Below are 15,997 nucleotides of genomic sequence, written 5' to 3'. Positions count from 1 at the left end.
GCTCTGGGTTGCTGTTGCTGTGGGTTATTTTGCAGACTCTCTCACCCCCGCGCCGTGTTTTTGGCTTCGTATTGGGGTGCGGGGGTGTGGCTGCCTTAATTGGGTGCATCGGCTGCGGGTTGGTGGGTGGTCGGGGCTAGCGCCCCAATGTGGCGTTGGGGCGCATTGCGGCGGGGGCGAGCGAGCGGGGGGGTGGGCTGTGAAGGGCTCCTTGAGGGAATCTGGGTACGTGAAGGGGCCCCTCACGGCGCGAGAATCCGTGAGGGGCCGGTCGAGTGCCAACTAAGGTCGTGAGGGGAACCCTGAGGGAATCAGAGTCCCTCAGGGTTCCCCTCACGGACGAACCGAACCCAAAAGCGGGAAAGGAGGCTTACGGAAGGACCAGTCCGTAGGCGCTCAGCGCGGCAGGAACCGGCTGGAAGAAGGTTTCTCCGCCGGAGTTGCAGTCTCCGCTGCCGCCCGAGGTGAGGCCGATCGCGGTGGCTCCGTCGAAGAGCGAGCCGCCGCTGTCGCCGGGTTCGGCGCAGACGTTGGTGTCGATCAGGCCGTTGACGGCGCCTTCCTGGTAGTTCACCGTGGCGTTGAGCGCGCTGACGGTGCCGTCGTGCACGCCGGTGGTCGAGCCGCTGCGGGTGACGGTCTCGCCGACCGTTGCCTCGCCCGCGGCGGTGATCTGCTGGCCGGTGTTGACGGCGCTCGGGGCGTCCACGCCGGAGTCGTAGGTGGCATACGAGTAGTCGGTGCCGGGGAAGTTCGCTCCGGACGTGCTGGCGATGTGCTGCGAGTTGCCTTGGTCGGACCACCAGTCGTTGGTCGCGACGCCGCAGTGCCCGGCGGTCAGGATCGCGGGCTGGCCGCTCGAGGTGTGCACGTTGAAGCCCAGCGAGCAGCGCAGGCCCTGGCCCCAGATGGCGTCGCCGCCGCTGATCAGGGGGCGCAGTTTGCCCTTCGTCTGGGCGAAGCGGGCCTTGTCGCCGAAGCGGTGCACGGCGTTGGTCACCTGGGCGAGCTTGGCTCCGGTGACTGACGAATCGGCGGTGACGAACACCTGGCCGGTTCGCGGGTCGACGCGCCAGGCGGTGCCGGGGACGCTGGCCGTACGGGCAAGTTCCGACGTGACGGCTTTCAGCTGGGACGCACGGTATTTCACGAACTTCGGCGTCGCGCCGGCCGCGCGGACCTGGTCGGCGGCGGCCTGGTCGGTGACGGTGACGGTCAGGCGCGAACTGGCCTGGTCGTAGTACGAGCCCACGGTGCGGTCGCCGAGCGACTTCGCGATGCTGGCGGACATGGCGGTCGCGGCTCTCGCGTTCGACGGTGCCGTGGACGGCTGGGCAGCCGCGACGCCCGAGGCGGCGAAAACTGATCCAGCGGCCAGAACCGCCGCGGCGAAGGCGATACCGCCGCGTCCGCCGTGTCTTTGACTGAGTGCTGGGATCATGCACATCTCCGTTTCTTGCGAATAGGACGATGGCGCACCGCGGTCAGCTAATGCGGGCGCAATTCGCAGTTTAGGGATCCTTGGCAATCGCTTATACCCACGAAAGTCGCGAATCCCGTTCGGCTTTGCTGTCCAGTGGCGCCGCCCGTCCGCTGAACGGAAGTCCGAACTCGCCGCATCCGATCCCATTGCGGCTCGTTGAACAGCGCGGACGCCGAAGCGGAACGACGTATTCCGCGTTCGGTTCATCCCGGTAATCGACGTTCGTGCCGTGCCGCACGGTTCGGCGTCCGGGGCGTATCCCTCCTTTCGACGGTGTTCGGACTCCGGCGGCCCTGGGACTCTGTGGTTTCCATAGCGGGCCCGGCGCCCGCGAAAGTGGTCCCCCCGGCCGTATCCCCGGCCGAACTCCTGCCACTCCCGCGATTGGCGGGATTGGTTGCTATGGAAGGGAAAGCGATGCGGAAAATAATGCTGGCGGTGATGGGCGCGGCCGCGCTGCTGTTCGGAGTGGCCGCACCGGCGGTCGCGGCGCAGCCGGCCATCATCGGAGGCAGCGACGCCAGCGAAACCTACTCGTTCATGGTGTCGCTGGACAACGGTTGCGGCGGAAGCCTTGTCGCGCCCCAGTGGATCATCACGGCGAACCACTGCGGCCAGGCGTCGACGGCGCGGATCGGCGCCATCGACATCAACGCGGGCGAGGTCGGCCAGATCGACAACGTGATCACCGACCAGGGCACCGACCTCACCATGATGCACCTGAGCCAGCCCGCTCAGTCCGCTCCGGTCGCGATGGCGCAGAGCAATCCGTCGCCGGGAACGGGCGCGCGGCTGCTCGGCTGGGGCTGCACGAGCTGGCCGAACTGCCAGACGGCGCAAACCCTGCAGCAGATCGACCTCCAGGTCCTCGACAGCAACGCGTGCTCGGCGGGCGGCGGCGGCGCGGGCGACGTCTGCATCTCCGGCGACTACGGGCATTCCGCGTGCCACGGCGATTCGGGCGGCCCCGCGATCGTCGGCACCACCGGGAACTGGACGCTGGTAGGCGAAACCCACGGCCCCGGCGACAACGGCGGCGAATGCGCCACCACCACCCTCTACACCGGCATCGCCCAGTACATGTCGTGGATCCAGCAGCAGATCGGAAGCTGAACCCTGTCCCGGAAAACCTCTTTCGGAGAGGAAAAACCATGACCCTGCAACGCTTTGGCCGGCTGGCCGCAGGCGCGGCCGCCGCGTTGGTGCTGCCGCTGACCGGAGTCGGGACGGCCTCCGCCGCGCCGCTGGACGCGGTGGAGCTGTACTACGACGCCAGCGGTCTGCCCGACTACCAGGCCGAGGCCACCCAGGCCGCGGCGAACTGGAACACCTCGGTGCACAACGTCCACCTCAACAGCGGCGGCGCCGCGACCATCATCATGCACGAAACCACCGGCGGCGGTTCCTACACCCAGACCGACGGGCACGGCACCGGCGACATCTACATCGACACCCAGCAGGTCGCCGAAGGCAACGACCCGACCCGGATCATCGCCCACGAGATCGGCCACAACCTCGGCCTGCCCGACCACTACGAGGGACCGTGCTCGGAACTGATGTCCGGGCACGGGCCGGGAATCACGTGCAAGAACGCGATGCCGGACGCTCAGGAATCCGCACAGGTGGAGCAGAACTTCGCCAACGGGTTCGTGACCGTTCGCTTGCCTGAGAAGCAGATCTTCCGCTGATACGCCGACGCTCGCCGGGAGCGCGGTGCTTCCGGCGAGCGTCGCCGTGCCCGGGAACCTCAGGCCCGGGGCTCAGGAGCGGCCGCGGGCGAAGTCGAACTTCGCTTGCCTGGCAAGCACATCTACGCCGAGACGCCGATGCTCGCCGGAAGCGCACTGCTTCCGGCGAGCATCGGCGTGGCACACCACCGAGACCAGTACTCAAGCCCGGGCGACCTCGACGTCGTCGAGAACCCCCAGCGCGTCCGGCACGAGGACCGCGACGGAGTGATACGCACTGACCAAATAGGACGACACCGCGCGGTCGTCGATGTGCATGAAGCGCACGTTCAATCCCGGCCGGTATTCGTCGGCGAGGGATTTCGGCCGCAATCCGATGACGCCCGCGTCGTCTTCCCCGACGCGCATCGCGAGCACCGAGGTGGTGCCTGCCTCGCTGACCGGGATTTTGTCGCACGGCAGGATCGGCACCCCGCGCCACGCGGTGACGCGTTTCCCGTCCACCACGACCGGCTCCGGATAAATACCGGCCCTCGTGCATTCCCGGCCGATAGCCGCGATCGCCCGCGGATGCGCGAGGAAAAGCCGCGTTTTGCGCCGACGGCAGAGCAGTTCGTCCAGATCGCCCGGCGTCGGCGGGCCGGTGCGGGTGGTGATCCGGGATTTGAGGTCGGCATTGTGCAGCAGCCCGAAATCGGGGTTGTTGATCAGCTCGTGTTCCTGCCGTTCCCGCAATGCCTCCACGGTGAGCCGCAATTGCTGTTCGAACTGGTCCATCGGGTCGTTGTAGAGATCGGTGACGCGGTTGTGCACCCGCAGGACCGTCTGTGCCACCGCGAGGTCGTACTCGCGCGGCGAGGGTTCGTAATCGACGTAGGTGCCGGCGAGGATCGGTTCGCCGTCGTGCCCCGCCGACAGGTCGATGCTCGCTTCCCCCTTGCGGTTCTGCGGTTTCCGCGGCCGGGACACGGCCTGCGCCACGTGCGCGCGCAGGGAGTCGAGCCTGCCGTTGAGCCGGGCGTACGAGCCGGCCGGCAGCACCAGCGCGATCACCCTGGTCGCGGCGCGGGCGGTGAAACCCCAGGCGGCGTCGTCCCCGGCGAGGAGTTCGCCGCCGAAATGGTCGCCGTCGGTGGCGGTGCCCAGGTGGATCTCCGCGCCGAAGTCCCCCGCGCCGTGCCGGGTCACCTTGCCGTGCACGACGAGCACGAGCTGGTCCAGCGACTCCCCGGCCGAGACGAGCGTGCTGCCCGCCTCGTACTCGCGCTGCTCGAACGCGTCGGCCAGCGCGCCGAGCGCCGTCTCGTCGGCGAACCCGCGCAGCAGTTCGATCTCGGTCAGCTCGAGGGGGACGACCTGCACCCGCGCCCCGGTCTGGAAGTAGCTCACCTTGCCGTCGCCGACGGTGTAGGCGAGCCGCCGGTTGACCCGGTAGCTGCCGCCGGGCACCTCGACCCACGGCAGCTGCGACAGCAGCCACCGCGTGGTGATCGAGCGCATCTGCGGCAGCGACTTGGTGGTCGTGGCGAGGGTGCGGGCCGCCTTGACGCCGAGGGCGAGCTGCTCCCGTTGTTCCGTGATCGGCACCGGGCTCAGCCCTCCCGGCCGATTTCGGCGGCCTCGAGCACGGCGAGCGCGTCCGGGACGAGGACGGCGGCGGAATAGTAGGCCGAGACCAGGTAGGACAGGATGGCCTGCTCGCTGATGCCCATGAACCGCACGTTGAGGCCCGGCTGGTATTCGTCCGGCAGCCCGGTCTGGTGCAGCCCGACGACGCCCTGTGCCTGCTCGCCGGTCCGCAGCAGCAGGACCGAGCTGGTGCGCGTGTCGGTGACCGGGATCTTGTTGCACGGCAGGATCGGCACGCCGCGCCACGCGGGCACCTGGTTGCCGCCGAGGTCGACCGAGCCGGGGTAGATCCCGGCCTTGCTGCATTCCCGCCCGAACGCGGCGATCGTCTTCGGGTGCGCGAGGAAGAAGCTGGGGTCCTTCCACACCAGCGAGAGCAGTTCGTCGAAGTCGTCCGGCGTCGGCGGGCCGGTGCGGGTGGGCACCCGCTGGTCGAAGTCAGCGTTGTTCAGCAGCCCGAAGTCCGAGTTGTTGACCAGCTCGTGCTCTTGCCGCTCCCGCAGCGCCTCGACGGTGAGCCGCAACTGCTGCTCGGTCTGGTTCATCGGCTCGCTGTAGAGATCGGCGACCCGGCTGTGCACCCGCAGCACGGTCTGCGCGACGCTCAGCTCGTACTCGCGCGGGGACGTGTCGTAGTCGACGAACGTGCCCGGCAGCAGCGGTTCGCCGTCGTGCCCGGCGGAAAGCGCGATCTCGGCCTCGCCGTGTTCGTTGCGGGCCGTGTCTCCGCCCGCGAGGAAGGCTTCGAGGTGCGCCCGCAGCGTTTCCGAGCGGTTCAGCACGCCTTCGAACTCCTGGCGCGACAACGTCAGCACGGTCGCGGAGGTGACCGCCTTGGCGGTGAACTCCCAGATCCCGTCCGAGCTGGTGAGCACGTTCTCGCCGAAGTAGTCGCCGTTCAGCAGCGTGCCGAGGACGGTCTGGTCGCCGTAGGCGCCGACGCCCGCTTTCGTGATCTTGCCGTGCGCGATGAGGAAGACCTGGTCGGCGCGGCTGCCGAATTCGGCCAGCACGTCGCCCGGCTGGTACTCGCGCTGCTCGAACCGCCCGGCGAGCTCGGCCAGCGCCGCCTCGTCGTCGAATCCGCGCAGCGGCGCGAGTTCCCCGAGCTCGGGCGGGATGACGCGGACCTCGGAGCCGCTGGTCACGAACGTGACCCGGCCGTCGCCGACGGTGTAGCTGAGCCGCCGGTTGACGCGGTACGTGCCCGCGGACACCTCGACCCACGGCAGCACCTTCAGCAGCCACCGCGAGCTGATGCCCTGCATCTGCGGCACGGACTTCGTGGTCGTGGCCAGCTGCCGCGCCGCCGCGCGGCCTAGGCTCAAGGGTTCCCGGTCTTCCACGTCCGCGGAGTCGACCGGATCGGTGACAGTCACAGCGAAACCACCTTGTCTGGGTAGCGAGCCTGAGTAACGAGCCTGGGGTCAGGAATCTGGGATCAGGAGCCGTAGCGAGGGTTCGTGGCGTGCCATTCGAAGCCGCCGCCCATCCAGTCGCGGACGCCGGCGAGGAAGCGCTGCAGTTCCGGAGACGGGATCGAGAGCAGGGCGCGGTGCCCTTCCTCGAACTCGCGCACGATCTTGTTGTGCAGCGCGACCGTGGTCTCGACCGCCTCGGAGACCGGGCAGTTCCGGTCGGCGGCGATCTGCAGCACCATGTTGCAGACCGGGTTCTCGTCGGCGGCGTCCTTGGCCACCGAATGGAGGTCGTTGACCAGGACCGCCGCGGTGCCCGCGCGCATCATCTCCTCCCGCACGCGCGGGTCGTAGTAGAACGGCGCGGGCAGTTCGTACCCGCCGACAGCGTCGATGAGGGTCATCGAGGTGTAGAAGCTGTCGTGCTGGCGGGCCGCCAGGTACTCCCAGGCCGGGGGATAGCGGCCGGTGTGGCGCCACGCGGCGTAGGCGCCCCAGATCGCGAACATGGCGAAGGTCGAGTAGCACACCCGCTGGACCAGCACGGGCGAACCGTGCCTGCCCAGATGGTCGACCGCGGAGCGGAACCCGACCCGGATCGGATCGGCCCGCAGCGCCTCCTCCAGCGGCTCGGAGAACTCGCCGGCGGGCGCGCCCGGGTCCATCGCGGCCATGACGAGCGCCAGCCGCGGCGGGAGCTCGGTCGGCGAGGCGCCGAGGGAACTGTCGTCGGCGTAGTAGTCGTCGGCCGCCCACCACACCGCGTTGAGCTGCGCGGCGATCAGGAGCCGGTCGGGATCGGAGGAATCGGGGTGGGCCAGCGTCACCAGCCTGCCGAGCGTGGCCCGCGCGATCTGGTCCAGCCCCTCGCCCTCGAACCCGCAGTCCGCCGCCCACGCGACGAGCCGCCGGTCGACCTCCTCGGCGAGCGGCTCGTCCGCCCGCCGTACGGCCGGGCAGTACAGCGGCGACCCGCTGCCGTCGCCCCATTCCCGTTCCGCGTACGCCGGATCCTGGCCGGGCGACGGCGCGGACCGCGGCGCGAACTGCTCCGCGATCCGTGCCGCCGAGGTGCCGAGGCCGAGCGGGCCCGCCGCGAACGCGAGGTCCGGGCGGACCGCTGCGATTCCGGACATGCCGTCCCGCCCGGTCAGACGCGGTCGGCGGCGATGAGCAGGTAGTGGAAGCTGCCCTCGCGATAGGCGGTCAGGAACGGCCCCTCGATGCCGGTCGCGACGGACGACTGCTCGCGCAGCTCCCAGTACGGGATCGTCGCCTCGGTGAGGTCGACGACGGTGATCGGGACGAAACCGTTGTCGGTCAGGGCTTTGAAATAGTCGCCGCGGGCGTGGATATTGCAGATGTAATGCTGGTCGATCTGGCTCACCGCGCGCGAACGCCCGCCGGTCAGGTCGTTGTAGCAGCCGGTGATGGTGACGAATCGGCCACCGGGCGCGAGCTGGCGCGCGTGTTCGGCGAAGAGCTGGTGCAGATCGACGTACATCGTGCTTTCATTGTTCCAGATTCCCGCGAAATCGCCGCTTTCGAATCCGGTGTCGAGCATATTCCGGAGATGATATTGCACCGCGCCGTCTATTCCGCGCAGCCGGGCCTGTTCATTGGCGAATTCGACCTGCTGCTCGGAAATGGAGATCCCGTCCACCCGGCAGCCGAACCGCTGGTGCGCCTGCACGCTGGTGCCGCCGCGCCCGCAGCCGGCGTCCAGCAGTCGTGCGGTGGGCCCGATGTCTCCCAGGTGCTGCAACAGGAATTGCGACTGCGCAGTCTCCAGCCGGTGCATTTCGGCGATGATCGCCTTGTCGCGCTCTTCCCCGCGTCCGTCCAGGACGGACGGATCGTAGTCGCCGATGCCGTAGTGGTGGTGGTAAAGCCCGTCGACGTCGCCGAGGCGCAGGTTGACCGGATCCTTTTCGGCATTCCAGTAGTCGGCGACCGACTGCTGATACGCGGTGCGGGCAACCGGACGGGCAACAGACGTCATCATGTACTCCCTTTTCGGACCGCAATTTCCGGTCGGCGCGCGGTGAACTGTGCCGTCCCGCTCCCGGCTGGCGCGGGGCGGTCGGCATTTCTCCCTCTGCGGTCCGAGGCTAGCGAGGATTCTTTTCCCCGGACAAGACGATTCGCGGGAATTCACTCGCGGGCTGGCGCGAGTCGTTTCGCGTGCCTCTTCTGGCCTAGGAAGCCACTCCTGCGAGGTGTTCGCGCGCCGGTCGCCGGGGCACGAACGATGCCGCCGCGGACACGGGAGGATGACGACGGGCAACAGCGTGTGGGCGATCCCGGCGGACGGGTGACGCCCGATGGGCCTAAGCGGTTCCGGGCATCGGAACTACGGGGGCGGTGCCGGTCCCGGGCGTGACGGCTCCGGGACCGGCTCGGCCGTCAGGCGCTCCCGGAGGTCAGCTGAAGGAGCACGACCCCGCCGAGGATCAGCGCGAGCGCGAGGATCCGCGGGAGGCTGACGGGTTCGCGGAGCCAGAAGATCCCGACGACAGCCGTGCCGACGGCGCCGATCCCGACGAACACCGCGTACGCCGTCCCGACCGGAACCGTCTTCATGCCGACGTTCAGCACGTACAGCACGAGGACGGTGAGCACGCCGCAGACGAGTGTCGGGACGAGCTTGGTGAAGCCGCCGGTGAGGCGAATGCTGTGCGCCCAGGCGATTTCGAGCAGTCCGGCCGCGAACACGGCGATCCAGCCCATCGTCAGGCCTCGTCGAGTGCGGTGTGAACGTCGGACGGCAGGGCGAGTTCCCGGGCAGCGACGAGGTCGGCGAGGTGGTCCGGGTTGCTCGTGCCCGGGATGACGGCGACGTTGGGCGCGAGGTCCAGTAGCCAGGCGAGGGCCAGCGTTGCCGCCGATACGCCCAGCTGCCGGGCGTGCTTCGCCAACGGCGATGTCTCCTTGGCGAGTGCTCCGTTGCCGAGCGGACGGAACGCCAGATACGGGATCCCGGCTGCGGTCGTGGCGTCGAGAACGTCCCGGCCGCCGGGGTGTCCGACGTGATACTCGTTCTCCACGGACGCGATCGTCGTGACCGCGCGCGCCTGGTCGAGCAGGTCGAGGGTGACGTTCGAGATGCCGACGTGTTCGAGCAGGCCCTCGTCGCGGAGTTCGGCGAGCGCGCCGACAGTGTCCGCCCACGGCACGGTGCTGTCGGGCATGAACCTGGCGTGCACCAACGGAAGCCGTTCGACGCCGAGCTGCCTGAGGTTGTCCCGGACGGCCGCTTTGACCGCTTCCGGGGTGGCGTCGGCGACGAACCCGCCGTCGGGACTGCGGCGCGCGCCGACCTTGGTGGCGATGAGCAGGTCGGCCGGATAAGGCCGGAGCGCCTCGGCGAGCAGGCGGTTCGCGACCTCGGGTCCGTAGTAGCCGGAGGTGTCGATCAGCCGGATCCCCGCCTCGACGGCCGTGCGGACGGCTGCCTTGGCGCGCTCCGGGGCGGCCGGTTCGCCCATGGCCTTCGGCCCGGCGAGCTGCATGGTCCCGTAGCCGATCCGGCCCGCGGTGCGGCCGGCGAGCGTGAACGAGTGCATGGTTTGCCCCCATCTCTCATGTGGACACTGTGTCCACTTATGACTGTACTCGATCCGGACACGCTGTCCAGATACAGTGACGGGGTGAACAGCAAGCCAGTCACCGAGCGGGCGGACGCCGCGGCGAACCGGCAGCGGATCCTCGCCGCGGCCGAGGACCTGTTCGCCACGAAAGGCCCGGACATCACGATGGGCGACCTGGCGACCGCGGCGGGAGTCGGCCGGGGCACGCTCTACCGCCGCTACGACAGCGTCGCCGCCGTGGCCGTCGCGCTGCTGGACGAGCACGAGCGCCGGTTGCAGGAGGCGATGCTGTCCGGGCCGCCGCCGCTCGGGCCGGGTGCTGCTCCCCGGGAACGGCTGGTGGCGTTTTACGACGCGATGATCGATTTGCTCGAGCGGCATTTGCCGTTGGCACTGGGCGCGGAGACCGGGGCGCGGCGGTATCAGACCGGCGCGTACGGGTTCTGGCGGGTTTTCGTGGCGGCGCAGGTGCGGGAGGCGGGGCTGCGGGACGAGGCGCTGCCGGACGTGCTGCTGGCTCCGCTGGCGCCCGATCTGTACCAGAATCAACGGCATGAACGGGGAATGTCGGTTGCGGCGGTGAAGAAGGCGCTGCATCGGCTCGCTTTCGCGCTGCCGTCGGAGTGAGTTGTGCGCTGCGGCGGATTGACTGGTTTGTCCTGCGCCGCAGGCGATTGAACGGGCCAGTGCGGAGCAGCTGCCTCGCGTCCGTCCGGAAAGGACGCGGCTGGACAGCCCGGACTCGCCGGAAGCGGAGTAAATTCGCCGGATGGACGGGCGCACGCCGATGCGGATCGGCTGGATCTGCCTCGCGGCGGTCAGCGCGGGGATCCTCGGGTTCGGGATCGTGGTCGCCGTCGCGCCGCCCGCCGGGGACTCGCTGCTCTACCGCACCGACGCGCTCGCCACCGCTGGGCTCGGGCTGTTCGGCGGGCTGACCGCGGTGATCCCGTTCCGCGCGGGCGAACCGTGGGCGTGGTTCGCGCTGTGGTTCTACCCGGTGTTCTGGCTCGCGCACCTGATCTTCCGGCTGCCGCCAGGGACCGATCACGTGCACCAAATCCTGTTCATCGCGTTGTCGCTGGCGGGGTTGCTGGTGCCGGTCCGGTCGTTCTTCCGGGCACCGGTCGAGGGGCAGCACGCTCGCCGGTAATCCGTAAACGCGCACGGTGGCGCGTCCGCCGTGTCATTATTCCGGCGTGTCCACCAGAAAGCCCGTTGCGGCAAGGGATTCCGCCCGGAAAACGACTCCGGCGAGCGGTCGCGTGATCGCGCTGCGTGCCGGGTTGTGCTGGCTCGTCGTGCTGGTGGCCGGCGGCGCGGCGGCGGTGGGGTTCGTCAGCACCAGCTCGGTGGCGTCCGCGGCGGGCTTGCTTTTCGGGCTCCTGCTCGCCGCACTGGCGACGTCGGCGGTGTTCATGTTCTCCGGCCGCGGCTGGTTCCTCGTCGGTGGCTTCCTGCTGACCGCGTTCTACCTGGTCTGCGTCGGGGTGACGGCGGTCGGCTACCTCGCGGCGAACGGCGACCGGTACCGCGCGGTCGCGGTGTCGTCCGAATGCCACCACGTCAAGGGTGGCACCGCCTGCGGCGCGCGGGTCAACCGGCCGGACGGCACGCTGCTGGCCGAGGACCTTTCGGTGAAGTCGCGAATGAAACCCGGCGAGACGGTCGACGTGGTCGAGGACCGGGCGGGCATCGTGGCGACCCATCGCGCGGACGAACTGGATCCGGATGCGCTGCCGGTCGACCTGGGGTGGCTGGGCGCGTCGGCGGCGCTGCTGGCCGGATTGTTCGGATGGAGTGCGTGGCTGGGATTCCGGAAGCCGCTGCCGGTCGGGAGCAAGCCCCGCCGGTCGCGCAGATAGCTCGGTTGCTGAACAAACTCGAACCTGGCCGCCCGCGCCAGGATCGCTCGCAGGCCGATCAGTTGACGCGGTTGAATCCCGGCTCCGGTCAGCGGTTCTGGAAGAGTTTTCCGATTATTCCCTCTTTTTCGGGAAAACCCCAGGCCGGGACAGTGGTGTCCCGGGGCATGGAACACGCGGCCGATCCCGGACCTGCGCCGATGTACTGTCAGCCCGGAAAATCGCGGAAAGCGCGACCGAAGGGCCGTTTTCGTGGATGCGACGGATCAGGGTGACTCATGAACTGCTGCGCGACGAAATACGCCATTCTGGACTTGGACGGGACTCTCCTTCCCGGGCACACTTCGAGGCATTATCTGCGGGTCCTGGTCGACGACGGCACCTGCGACCGGCAAGCGGGGCTGTCCTGCCTGGAGGCGATCGACCAGTTCGCCGCCGAGGAGAAAGCGCCGCTCGGGCTGATGGACGAGATCTACCGGCTGTACGCGCTCGCGATGAAAGGCGCGTCGGTCGCGCAGGCCCGGTTCGCGGCGGAGAAAACCTGGCGGGCGAGCCGGGGGAAACTGTTTTCCTTTGTTCCAGAACTGCTTTCGCTGCTGCGGGCGAGCGGATACCGGATCCATCTGCTGTCGGGGAATCACGATTTCCCGGTGCAGGAGGCGGCGATCGACCTCGGGCTGTCCGGCGGGCACGGCGCCGTCGTGGAAGTGGCCGACGGCAGGTTCACCGGGCGGCTGCTGTCCGCCCCCGGCGCGGCCGGAGGCAAGCTCGCCTTCGTGCGCTGCCTCGCCGAAGCGGCCGGGTTCGACGCGGAGAACTTCCTCGCGATCGGGAATTCCGCGTCGGACGCGGAGATCTTTCCGTGCGTGGGCAAGGCCGTGGCCTTCGAGCCGGACGCGGAGCTTCGGCGGCTTTCGGCCGGACAGCCGTGGCACGTCGTCGACCGGCGCACGATCCTGCGGGTCTGCGAGCGAGTGGTCGCGGGCGAAGAAGCTGCGTGACCCGGCTTGGCCGTGTCCCTCCGGATCGGCAAGACGGCGTGTCCGCCGCACATTCGTGAGCGGTTTCGGGCTCGGTGAGCGGATCTGGTTGCGGGGCAATGCGATCACGCCGGATGACGTAGGTCGGGTTCGAATTCCCGGCTCGGCTCCGCCGGTCGTCGGCCCGGTGCTGCGGTGTTCGCCGCCGGAAAGTCAAGGCCCTGTCCCGAGGGCTGGAACATTGCTCTGCGTCCCCGTTTGGTCGCTCGCCGTCCACTGAGTGCTGGTATCGTCTTTCGGCGGAGGCGCGGCGGTCGCCGGAAACGGATTCCGCCGGTGTTCCCGCTGTCGGCACGAATGGCACCAACCCCGCCGTCGTGGCCGGCTCGGTCGCTCGCGGCTTCGGAACCGGATTCGCCCGCCGATCGCGGGGGTGCCGGGACGGAAGCCGCGGCGGCGCTGCCCGCACTTCGCCGGAGCCCCGGCGGAAACGCGGGAGTGCCCGGAATATTCTCGTGCCTGGTCGATTACTCGCAGGATTTCCGCCAGGTTCTTCCCCGGACGAAAAGCGATGGGATGCGCGATTGTCACAGTCCGCGAACACGGCGGCGCGCGGAGGCATTATCGCGACGCAGCGTGACCGGCCGGGCCCGGTTCGGGGGACGGGCGGGTCGTCCGGCGAGGCGAGCAGGCCAACCCGCTGCGCCACTGGGGCGATCTGTTTCAGTGAACGGGTGCGTCCGGTTGTGCCGGACGCGCTCCTGGGCAAGCATGAAGGCGCAGGGCGTCCGCCGCGAGAACAGGACCGCGGCGGGAAAGACGCCGGTGACGGACGAATCGGGCGGCGGCGAGGCGCGGTGCCGCCCGCGAGCGGCGGAGGGCGTCGGGACCGCACGGGACGGCGGTCGCGCAGCGGTGCCGGGGCGGCGGCCGCGCGCGGGAGCGGGGCTCCCGGCTGGCCCGATGATCGCCGGACGGCGCGTGCGCACGAGGACTGGTGGAATCGGTGGAGGTTGCGGTCGTGACTATGAGCGACGATAACGGGCGTTGGGCCTGTACGAGCGTGGTGCCGAGCAGGCCGATTCCGCGCGCGCTTTCGATCCTGAGCGCTATTCGCGATTCGGGCGGGATCGAAACGCTGAGCGAGATATCGAGGTCGACCCGGCTGCCGAAAAGCACGGTGCACCGGCTGCTGGCCGAGATGCAGGGATACGGAATGGTCGTGCGGGCCGGATACCATTACCGGCACGGGGAAGCGGTGTGCCGGCTCGCGAGACCCGGTTCCACGCAGGAACTGCAACGTCTTCGAAGAGGCATTCTCCCGTCCCTGATCGACATTCACTGGCGGACCGGCTACGTGGTCGGCCTGGGCGTCGCCAGCGGCAATGTCGTCGATTTCGTGCACCTGATCTACAGCAGCGGCTACTGTTCGCTGGCCGAGGGCATCGAAAACGATTCGCAGCTGGCGGGAAGCGCGGCCGGACGGGTGCTGATGGCGTTCGACCCCGGTCTCGCCCAGCGGTTCGCCGTGTTCGCGGGCCACCGGAGCGAGAACGAGAACGGCGGCGGCCTCCCGGCGTGGCTGAGCACGGAACTGCGCGAGATCCGGCGGCGCGAGGTGTCGTTCAACCCGCGGGTCCCCGGCGCGCTGATCGCCGCCGCGGTCCCCGTTTTCAACGTGACCGGGACGGCGGTGGCCGCGCTGAGCGTGGCGGCCCCGCGCCGGGTGTTCAATTCCCGGGAAGCGCATTCTTCGCTGCAGGCGACCCGGATGACCGCGCAGCGCATCCTCCGCGAAACCGTGGCGGCCGATTGGCGGAGCGCGAAATCCGGCCGTCCGGTGGAATAACCGAGGCGCTGGGGGCGTCCGGAAGGCGGAATGTCATGGGGGAGACGGCGCAATTTTTCGGGCGTGCGCCGAGCGGTCGGTGCCGGTGGCGCGGTTTTCCTGTGCCGCGCGGGCTTTCGGCGAGACGCCGCTGATGGGTTCGGACCGCGTCGGCGTGCGGTGGCGAAGGAGAGGGGAGCTTGCGGCACCGCACGGGTTTTCGGTTCGTTCTCGGCTGATCGGCGCAAGTCCTGCCGTCCCGCGAGGCGTTGGGGTGTCTGCCGGACGGCGGGAATACCGGGACGATCCTGGTGCGCCGGAAGGGTTTTCGGCGTTCCTTCCGCTGATCGGCGCAGGACGTGCCAGCGGGCGGAGCCGCGACCTGCTCGCCGAACCCGTGCGAAGGGCCGCAGCGCCTTTTGCCCTGGGACCAAAGACTCCCGCGTCGCGGACGTCCTCCCGCAGTGGGGCCGGGGCGCGGCGGCCTAGCGTCGGCCGCTGGATTATCGGTGACCGGCCGGAGGAGGCATGTGATGGACGAGGAGCGGAAGGCCCCTTCATCGGGGGCTGCCCGCCGCGGGCTCGCCGAGCGCGGCAAGCACGGCGCCGCGCTCGGCCGGCGAGCCGGAAAACAGGGTGCGGGCAAGGAGAACCGGGAGCCGTGGCAGTGAGCCGGCCGGTGGTCGTCGGGGTCGACGGGTCCACGGCCGCGCTCGCGGCGGTCCGCTGGGCGGCGGTCGAGGCCGGGCGGCGCGGGACCGGGCTCGTGGTGTTCCACGCCGAACTGTGCGACGACCCGGACCTCCTGCCGCACGGGAAACCGCCCGGCGACGCCGAACTCCTGATGGAGCCCGCGCGCCGGTTGCTGCGCCAGGCGGCGGAAACCGCCCGCCAGGCCGCGCCCGCGGTCCCGGTGCGGATGTGCGTCCGGCTCGGGACCGCGGCCGAACTGCTCGCCGCGCTGTCCGACGAAGCCGGGCTGCTCGTGCTGGGCGCGCACGGGCTCGGCGGGGCGCGCGGCGGCGCGATCGGGTCGGTGGCGCTGCGGGCGGCCGCGTCCGCGCGCTGTCCGGTGGTGGTGATCCGGGGCAGCGCGGCGGTGGACGGGCCGGTGGTGGTCGGCCTCGACGATTCCGACGGCGGCGAGCGCGCGCTCGCTTTCGCCTTCGACGCCGCCGTTTCGCGCGGGACCGGGCTCGAGGCGGTGCACGCGTGGCACGACGGCCGCCCGGGCCGGGAAGCCGGATTGCGGGAGCAGGTGGCCGCGTGGTCGCGCAAGCATCCGGTCGTGCCGGTGCGCGTGCATGTGGTGCGGGTGCGTTCGGCGGCGCGGGCGCTGTCCGGGATTTCCGCCGGTGCGCAGCTGATCGTCGCGGGGGCCAGGGCGCGCGGTCCGGTGGCGGGCGGGCTGCTCGGTTCGACGGGGTATTGGCTGCTGGCGCACGCGGCGTGCCCGGTCGCGGTGGCCCGCTGAGCGAGGTCCGTTGTGGACGGTCGACCCGGGGCGCCGGGGACG

The 15,997-nt window shown here is 69.8% G+C and carries 16 protein-coding genes; 9 read left to right on the top strand and 7 right to left on the bottom strand.

Annotated features, from left to right (window positions below):
• Positions 1-370: 370 nt before the first annotated feature.
• Positions 371-1,441, bottom strand: a complete 1,071-nt coding sequence (locus ABZX37_RS23390; RefSeq protein ID WP_354742743.1) for a S1 family peptidase — start codon at positions 1,439-1,441, stop codon at positions 371-373.
• A 459-nt stretch (positions 1,442-1,900) separates the two neighbouring features.
• Here ABZX37_RS23390 and ABZX37_RS23385 point away from each other — a divergent pair, with 459 nt between their 5' ends.
• Both ABZX37_RS23385 and ABZX37_RS23380 read left to right on the top strand, forming a co-directional pair.
• Positions 1,901-2,596, top strand: coding sequence for a trypsin-like serine protease (locus ABZX37_RS23385; protein WP_354742741.1), 696 nt, complete (start codon positions 1,901-1,903; stop codon positions 2,594-2,596).
• 38 nt (positions 2,597-2,634) lie between these two features.
• Positions 2,635-3,171 (top strand): snapalysin family zinc-dependent metalloprotease, encoded by a 537-nt coding sequence (locus ABZX37_RS23380; RefSeq protein ID WP_354742739.1) that lies wholly within the window; start codon positions 2,635-2,637, stop codon positions 3,169-3,171.
• A 201-nt stretch (positions 3,172-3,372) separates the two neighbouring features.
• On the opposite strand, the gene ABZX37_RS23375 is transcribed toward ABZX37_RS23380, so the two are convergent.
• From ABZX37_RS23375 to ABZX37_RS23350, 6 genes are all read right to left on the bottom strand, one after another.
• Positions 3,373-4,758 carry a family 2B encapsulin nanocompartment shell protein gene (locus ABZX37_RS23375; RefSeq protein ID WP_354742737.1) on the bottom strand — a complete coding sequence of 462 codons (1,386 nt, stop codon included), beginning with the start codon at positions 4,756-4,758 and terminating at the stop codon, positions 3,373-3,375.
• A gap of 5 nt (positions 4,759-4,763) precedes the next feature.
• On the bottom strand, positions 4,764-6,179 hold the full coding sequence (locus ABZX37_RS23370) for a family 2B encapsulin nanocompartment shell protein (protein ID WP_354742735.1): 1,416 nt from the start codon (positions 6,177-6,179) through the stop codon (positions 4,764-4,766).
• 62 nt (positions 6,180-6,241) lie between these two features.
• On the bottom strand, positions 6,242-7,354 hold the full coding sequence (locus ABZX37_RS23365) for a family 2 encapsulin nanocompartment cargo protein terpene cyclase (RefSeq protein ID WP_354742733.1): 1,113 nt from the start codon (positions 7,352-7,354) through the stop codon (positions 6,242-6,244).
• A gap of 14 nt (positions 7,355-7,368) precedes the next feature.
• Positions 7,369-8,220 (bottom strand): geranyl diphosphate 2-C-methyltransferase, encoded by an 852-nt coding sequence (locus ABZX37_RS23360; RefSeq protein ID WP_354742731.1) that lies wholly within the window; start codon positions 8,218-8,220, stop codon positions 7,369-7,371.
• 404 nt (positions 8,221-8,624) lie between these two features.
• Positions 8,625-8,948, bottom strand: coding sequence for a multidrug efflux SMR transporter (locus tag ABZX37_RS23355; protein WP_354742729.1), 324 nt, complete (start codon positions 8,946-8,948; stop codon positions 8,625-8,627).
• 2 nt (positions 8,949-8,950) lie between these two features.
• Complete coding sequence (locus ABZX37_RS23350) at positions 8,951-9,784, bottom strand: aldo/keto reductase (RefSeq protein ID WP_354742727.1); 834 nt, start codon at positions 9,782-9,784, stop codon at positions 8,951-8,953.
• Positions 9,785-9,823: 39 nt separating this feature from the next.
• Here ABZX37_RS23350 and ABZX37_RS23345 point away from each other — a divergent pair, with 39 nt between their 5' ends.
• The 7 genes from ABZX37_RS23345 (at position 9,824) to ABZX37_RS23315 (ending at position 15,955) form a co-directional block, all read left to right on the top strand.
• On the top strand, positions 9,824-10,435 hold the full coding sequence (locus ABZX37_RS23345) for a helix-turn-helix domain-containing protein (RefSeq protein ID WP_354742725.1): 612 nt from the start codon (positions 9,824-9,826) through the stop codon (positions 10,433-10,435).
• A gap of 142 nt (positions 10,436-10,577) precedes the next feature.
• On the top strand, positions 10,578-10,961 hold the full coding sequence (locus ABZX37_RS23340; RefSeq protein WP_354742723.1) for a hypothetical protein: 384 nt from the start codon (positions 10,578-10,580) through the stop codon (positions 10,959-10,961).
• A 46-nt stretch (positions 10,962-11,007) separates the two neighbouring features.
• Positions 11,008-11,673 carry a hypothetical protein gene (locus ABZX37_RS23335; protein ID WP_354742721.1) on the top strand — a complete coding sequence of 222 codons (666 nt, stop codon included), beginning with the start codon at positions 11,008-11,010 and terminating at the stop codon, positions 11,671-11,673.
• Positions 11,674-11,951: 278 nt separating this feature from the next.
• A complete protein-coding gene (locus tag ABZX37_RS23330) occupies positions 11,952-12,674 on the top strand; it encodes a haloacid dehalogenase-like hydrolase (RefSeq protein WP_354742719.1) in 723 nt (240 codons plus the stop codon).
• A gap of 1,006 nt (positions 12,675-13,680) precedes the next feature.
• Positions 13,681-14,502, top strand: coding sequence for a helix-turn-helix domain-containing protein (locus ABZX37_RS23325; protein ID WP_354742717.1), 822 nt, complete (start codon positions 13,681-13,683; stop codon positions 14,500-14,502).
• 512 nt (positions 14,503-15,014) lie between these two features.
• Entirely contained in the window at positions 15,015-15,152 is a 138-nt protein-coding gene (locus ABZX37_RS23320; RefSeq protein ID WP_354742715.1) for a hypothetical protein, read from the top strand.
• Complete coding sequence (locus ABZX37_RS23315) at positions 15,143-15,955, top strand: universal stress protein (RefSeq protein ID WP_354742713.1); 813 nt, start codon at positions 15,143-15,145, stop codon at positions 15,953-15,955. Before ABZX37_RS23320 ends, ABZX37_RS23315 begins: the two co-directional genes overlap by 10 nt.
• The last annotated feature ends 42 nt before the right edge of the window (positions 15,956-15,997 follow it).

The organism is Amycolatopsis sp. NPDC004079, assembly GCF_040610415.1.
Classification (GTDB): domain Bacteria; phylum Actinomycetota; class Actinomycetes; order Mycobacteriales; family Pseudonocardiaceae; genus Amycolatopsis; species Amycolatopsis halotolerans.
The sequence above is the reverse complement of the archived record's forward strand: the minus strand, read 5'-3'. Positions and strand labels throughout refer to the sequence as shown.

Excerpts from the sequence above, each read along its gene's own strand:
- ABZX37_RS23355 (WP_354742729.1), bottom strand. The coding sequence starts at position 8,948 with ATGGGCTGGATCGCCGTGTTCGCGGCCGGACTGCTCGAAATCGCCTGG.
- ABZX37_RS23380 (WP_354742739.1), top strand. The coding sequence starts at position 2,635 with ATGACCCTGCAACGCTTTGGCCGGCTGGCCGCAGGCGCGGCCGCCGCG.
- ABZX37_RS23360 (WP_354742731.1), bottom strand. The coding sequence starts at position 8,220 with ATGACGTCTGTTGCCCGTCCGGTTGCCCGCACCGCGTATCAGCAGTCG.
- ABZX37_RS23330 (WP_354742719.1), top strand. The coding sequence starts at position 11,952 with ATGAACTGCTGCGCGACGAAATACGCCATTCTGGACTTGGACGGGACT.
- ABZX37_RS23320 (WP_354742715.1), top strand. The coding sequence starts at position 15,015 with ATGGACGAGGAGCGGAAGGCCCCTTCATCGGGGGCTGCCCGCCGCGGG.
- ABZX37_RS23350 (WP_354742727.1), bottom strand. The coding sequence starts at position 9,784 with ATGCACTCGTTCACGCTCGCCGGCCGCACCGCGGGCCGGATCGGCTAC.
- ABZX37_RS23365 (WP_354742733.1), bottom strand. The coding sequence starts at position 7,354 with ATGTCCGGAATCGCAGCGGTCCGCCCGGACCTCGCGTTCGCGGCGGGC.
- ABZX37_RS23340 (WP_354742723.1), top strand. The coding sequence starts at position 10,578 with ATGGACGGGCGCACGCCGATGCGGATCGGCTGGATCTGCCTCGCGGCG.
- ABZX37_RS23345 (WP_354742725.1), top strand. The coding sequence starts at position 9,824 with ATGACTGTACTCGATCCGGACACGCTGTCCAGATACAGTGACGGGGTG.
- ABZX37_RS23385 (WP_354742741.1), top strand. The coding sequence starts at position 1,901 with ATGCGGAAAATAATGCTGGCGGTGATGGGCGCGGCCGCGCTGCTGTTC.
- ABZX37_RS23390 (WP_354742743.1), bottom strand. The coding sequence starts at position 1,441 with ATGATCCCAGCACTCAGTCAAAGACACGGCGGACGCGGCGGTATCGCC.
- ABZX37_RS23325 (WP_354742717.1), top strand. The coding sequence starts at position 13,681 with ATGAGCGACGATAACGGGCGTTGGGCCTGTACGAGCGTGGTGCCGAGC.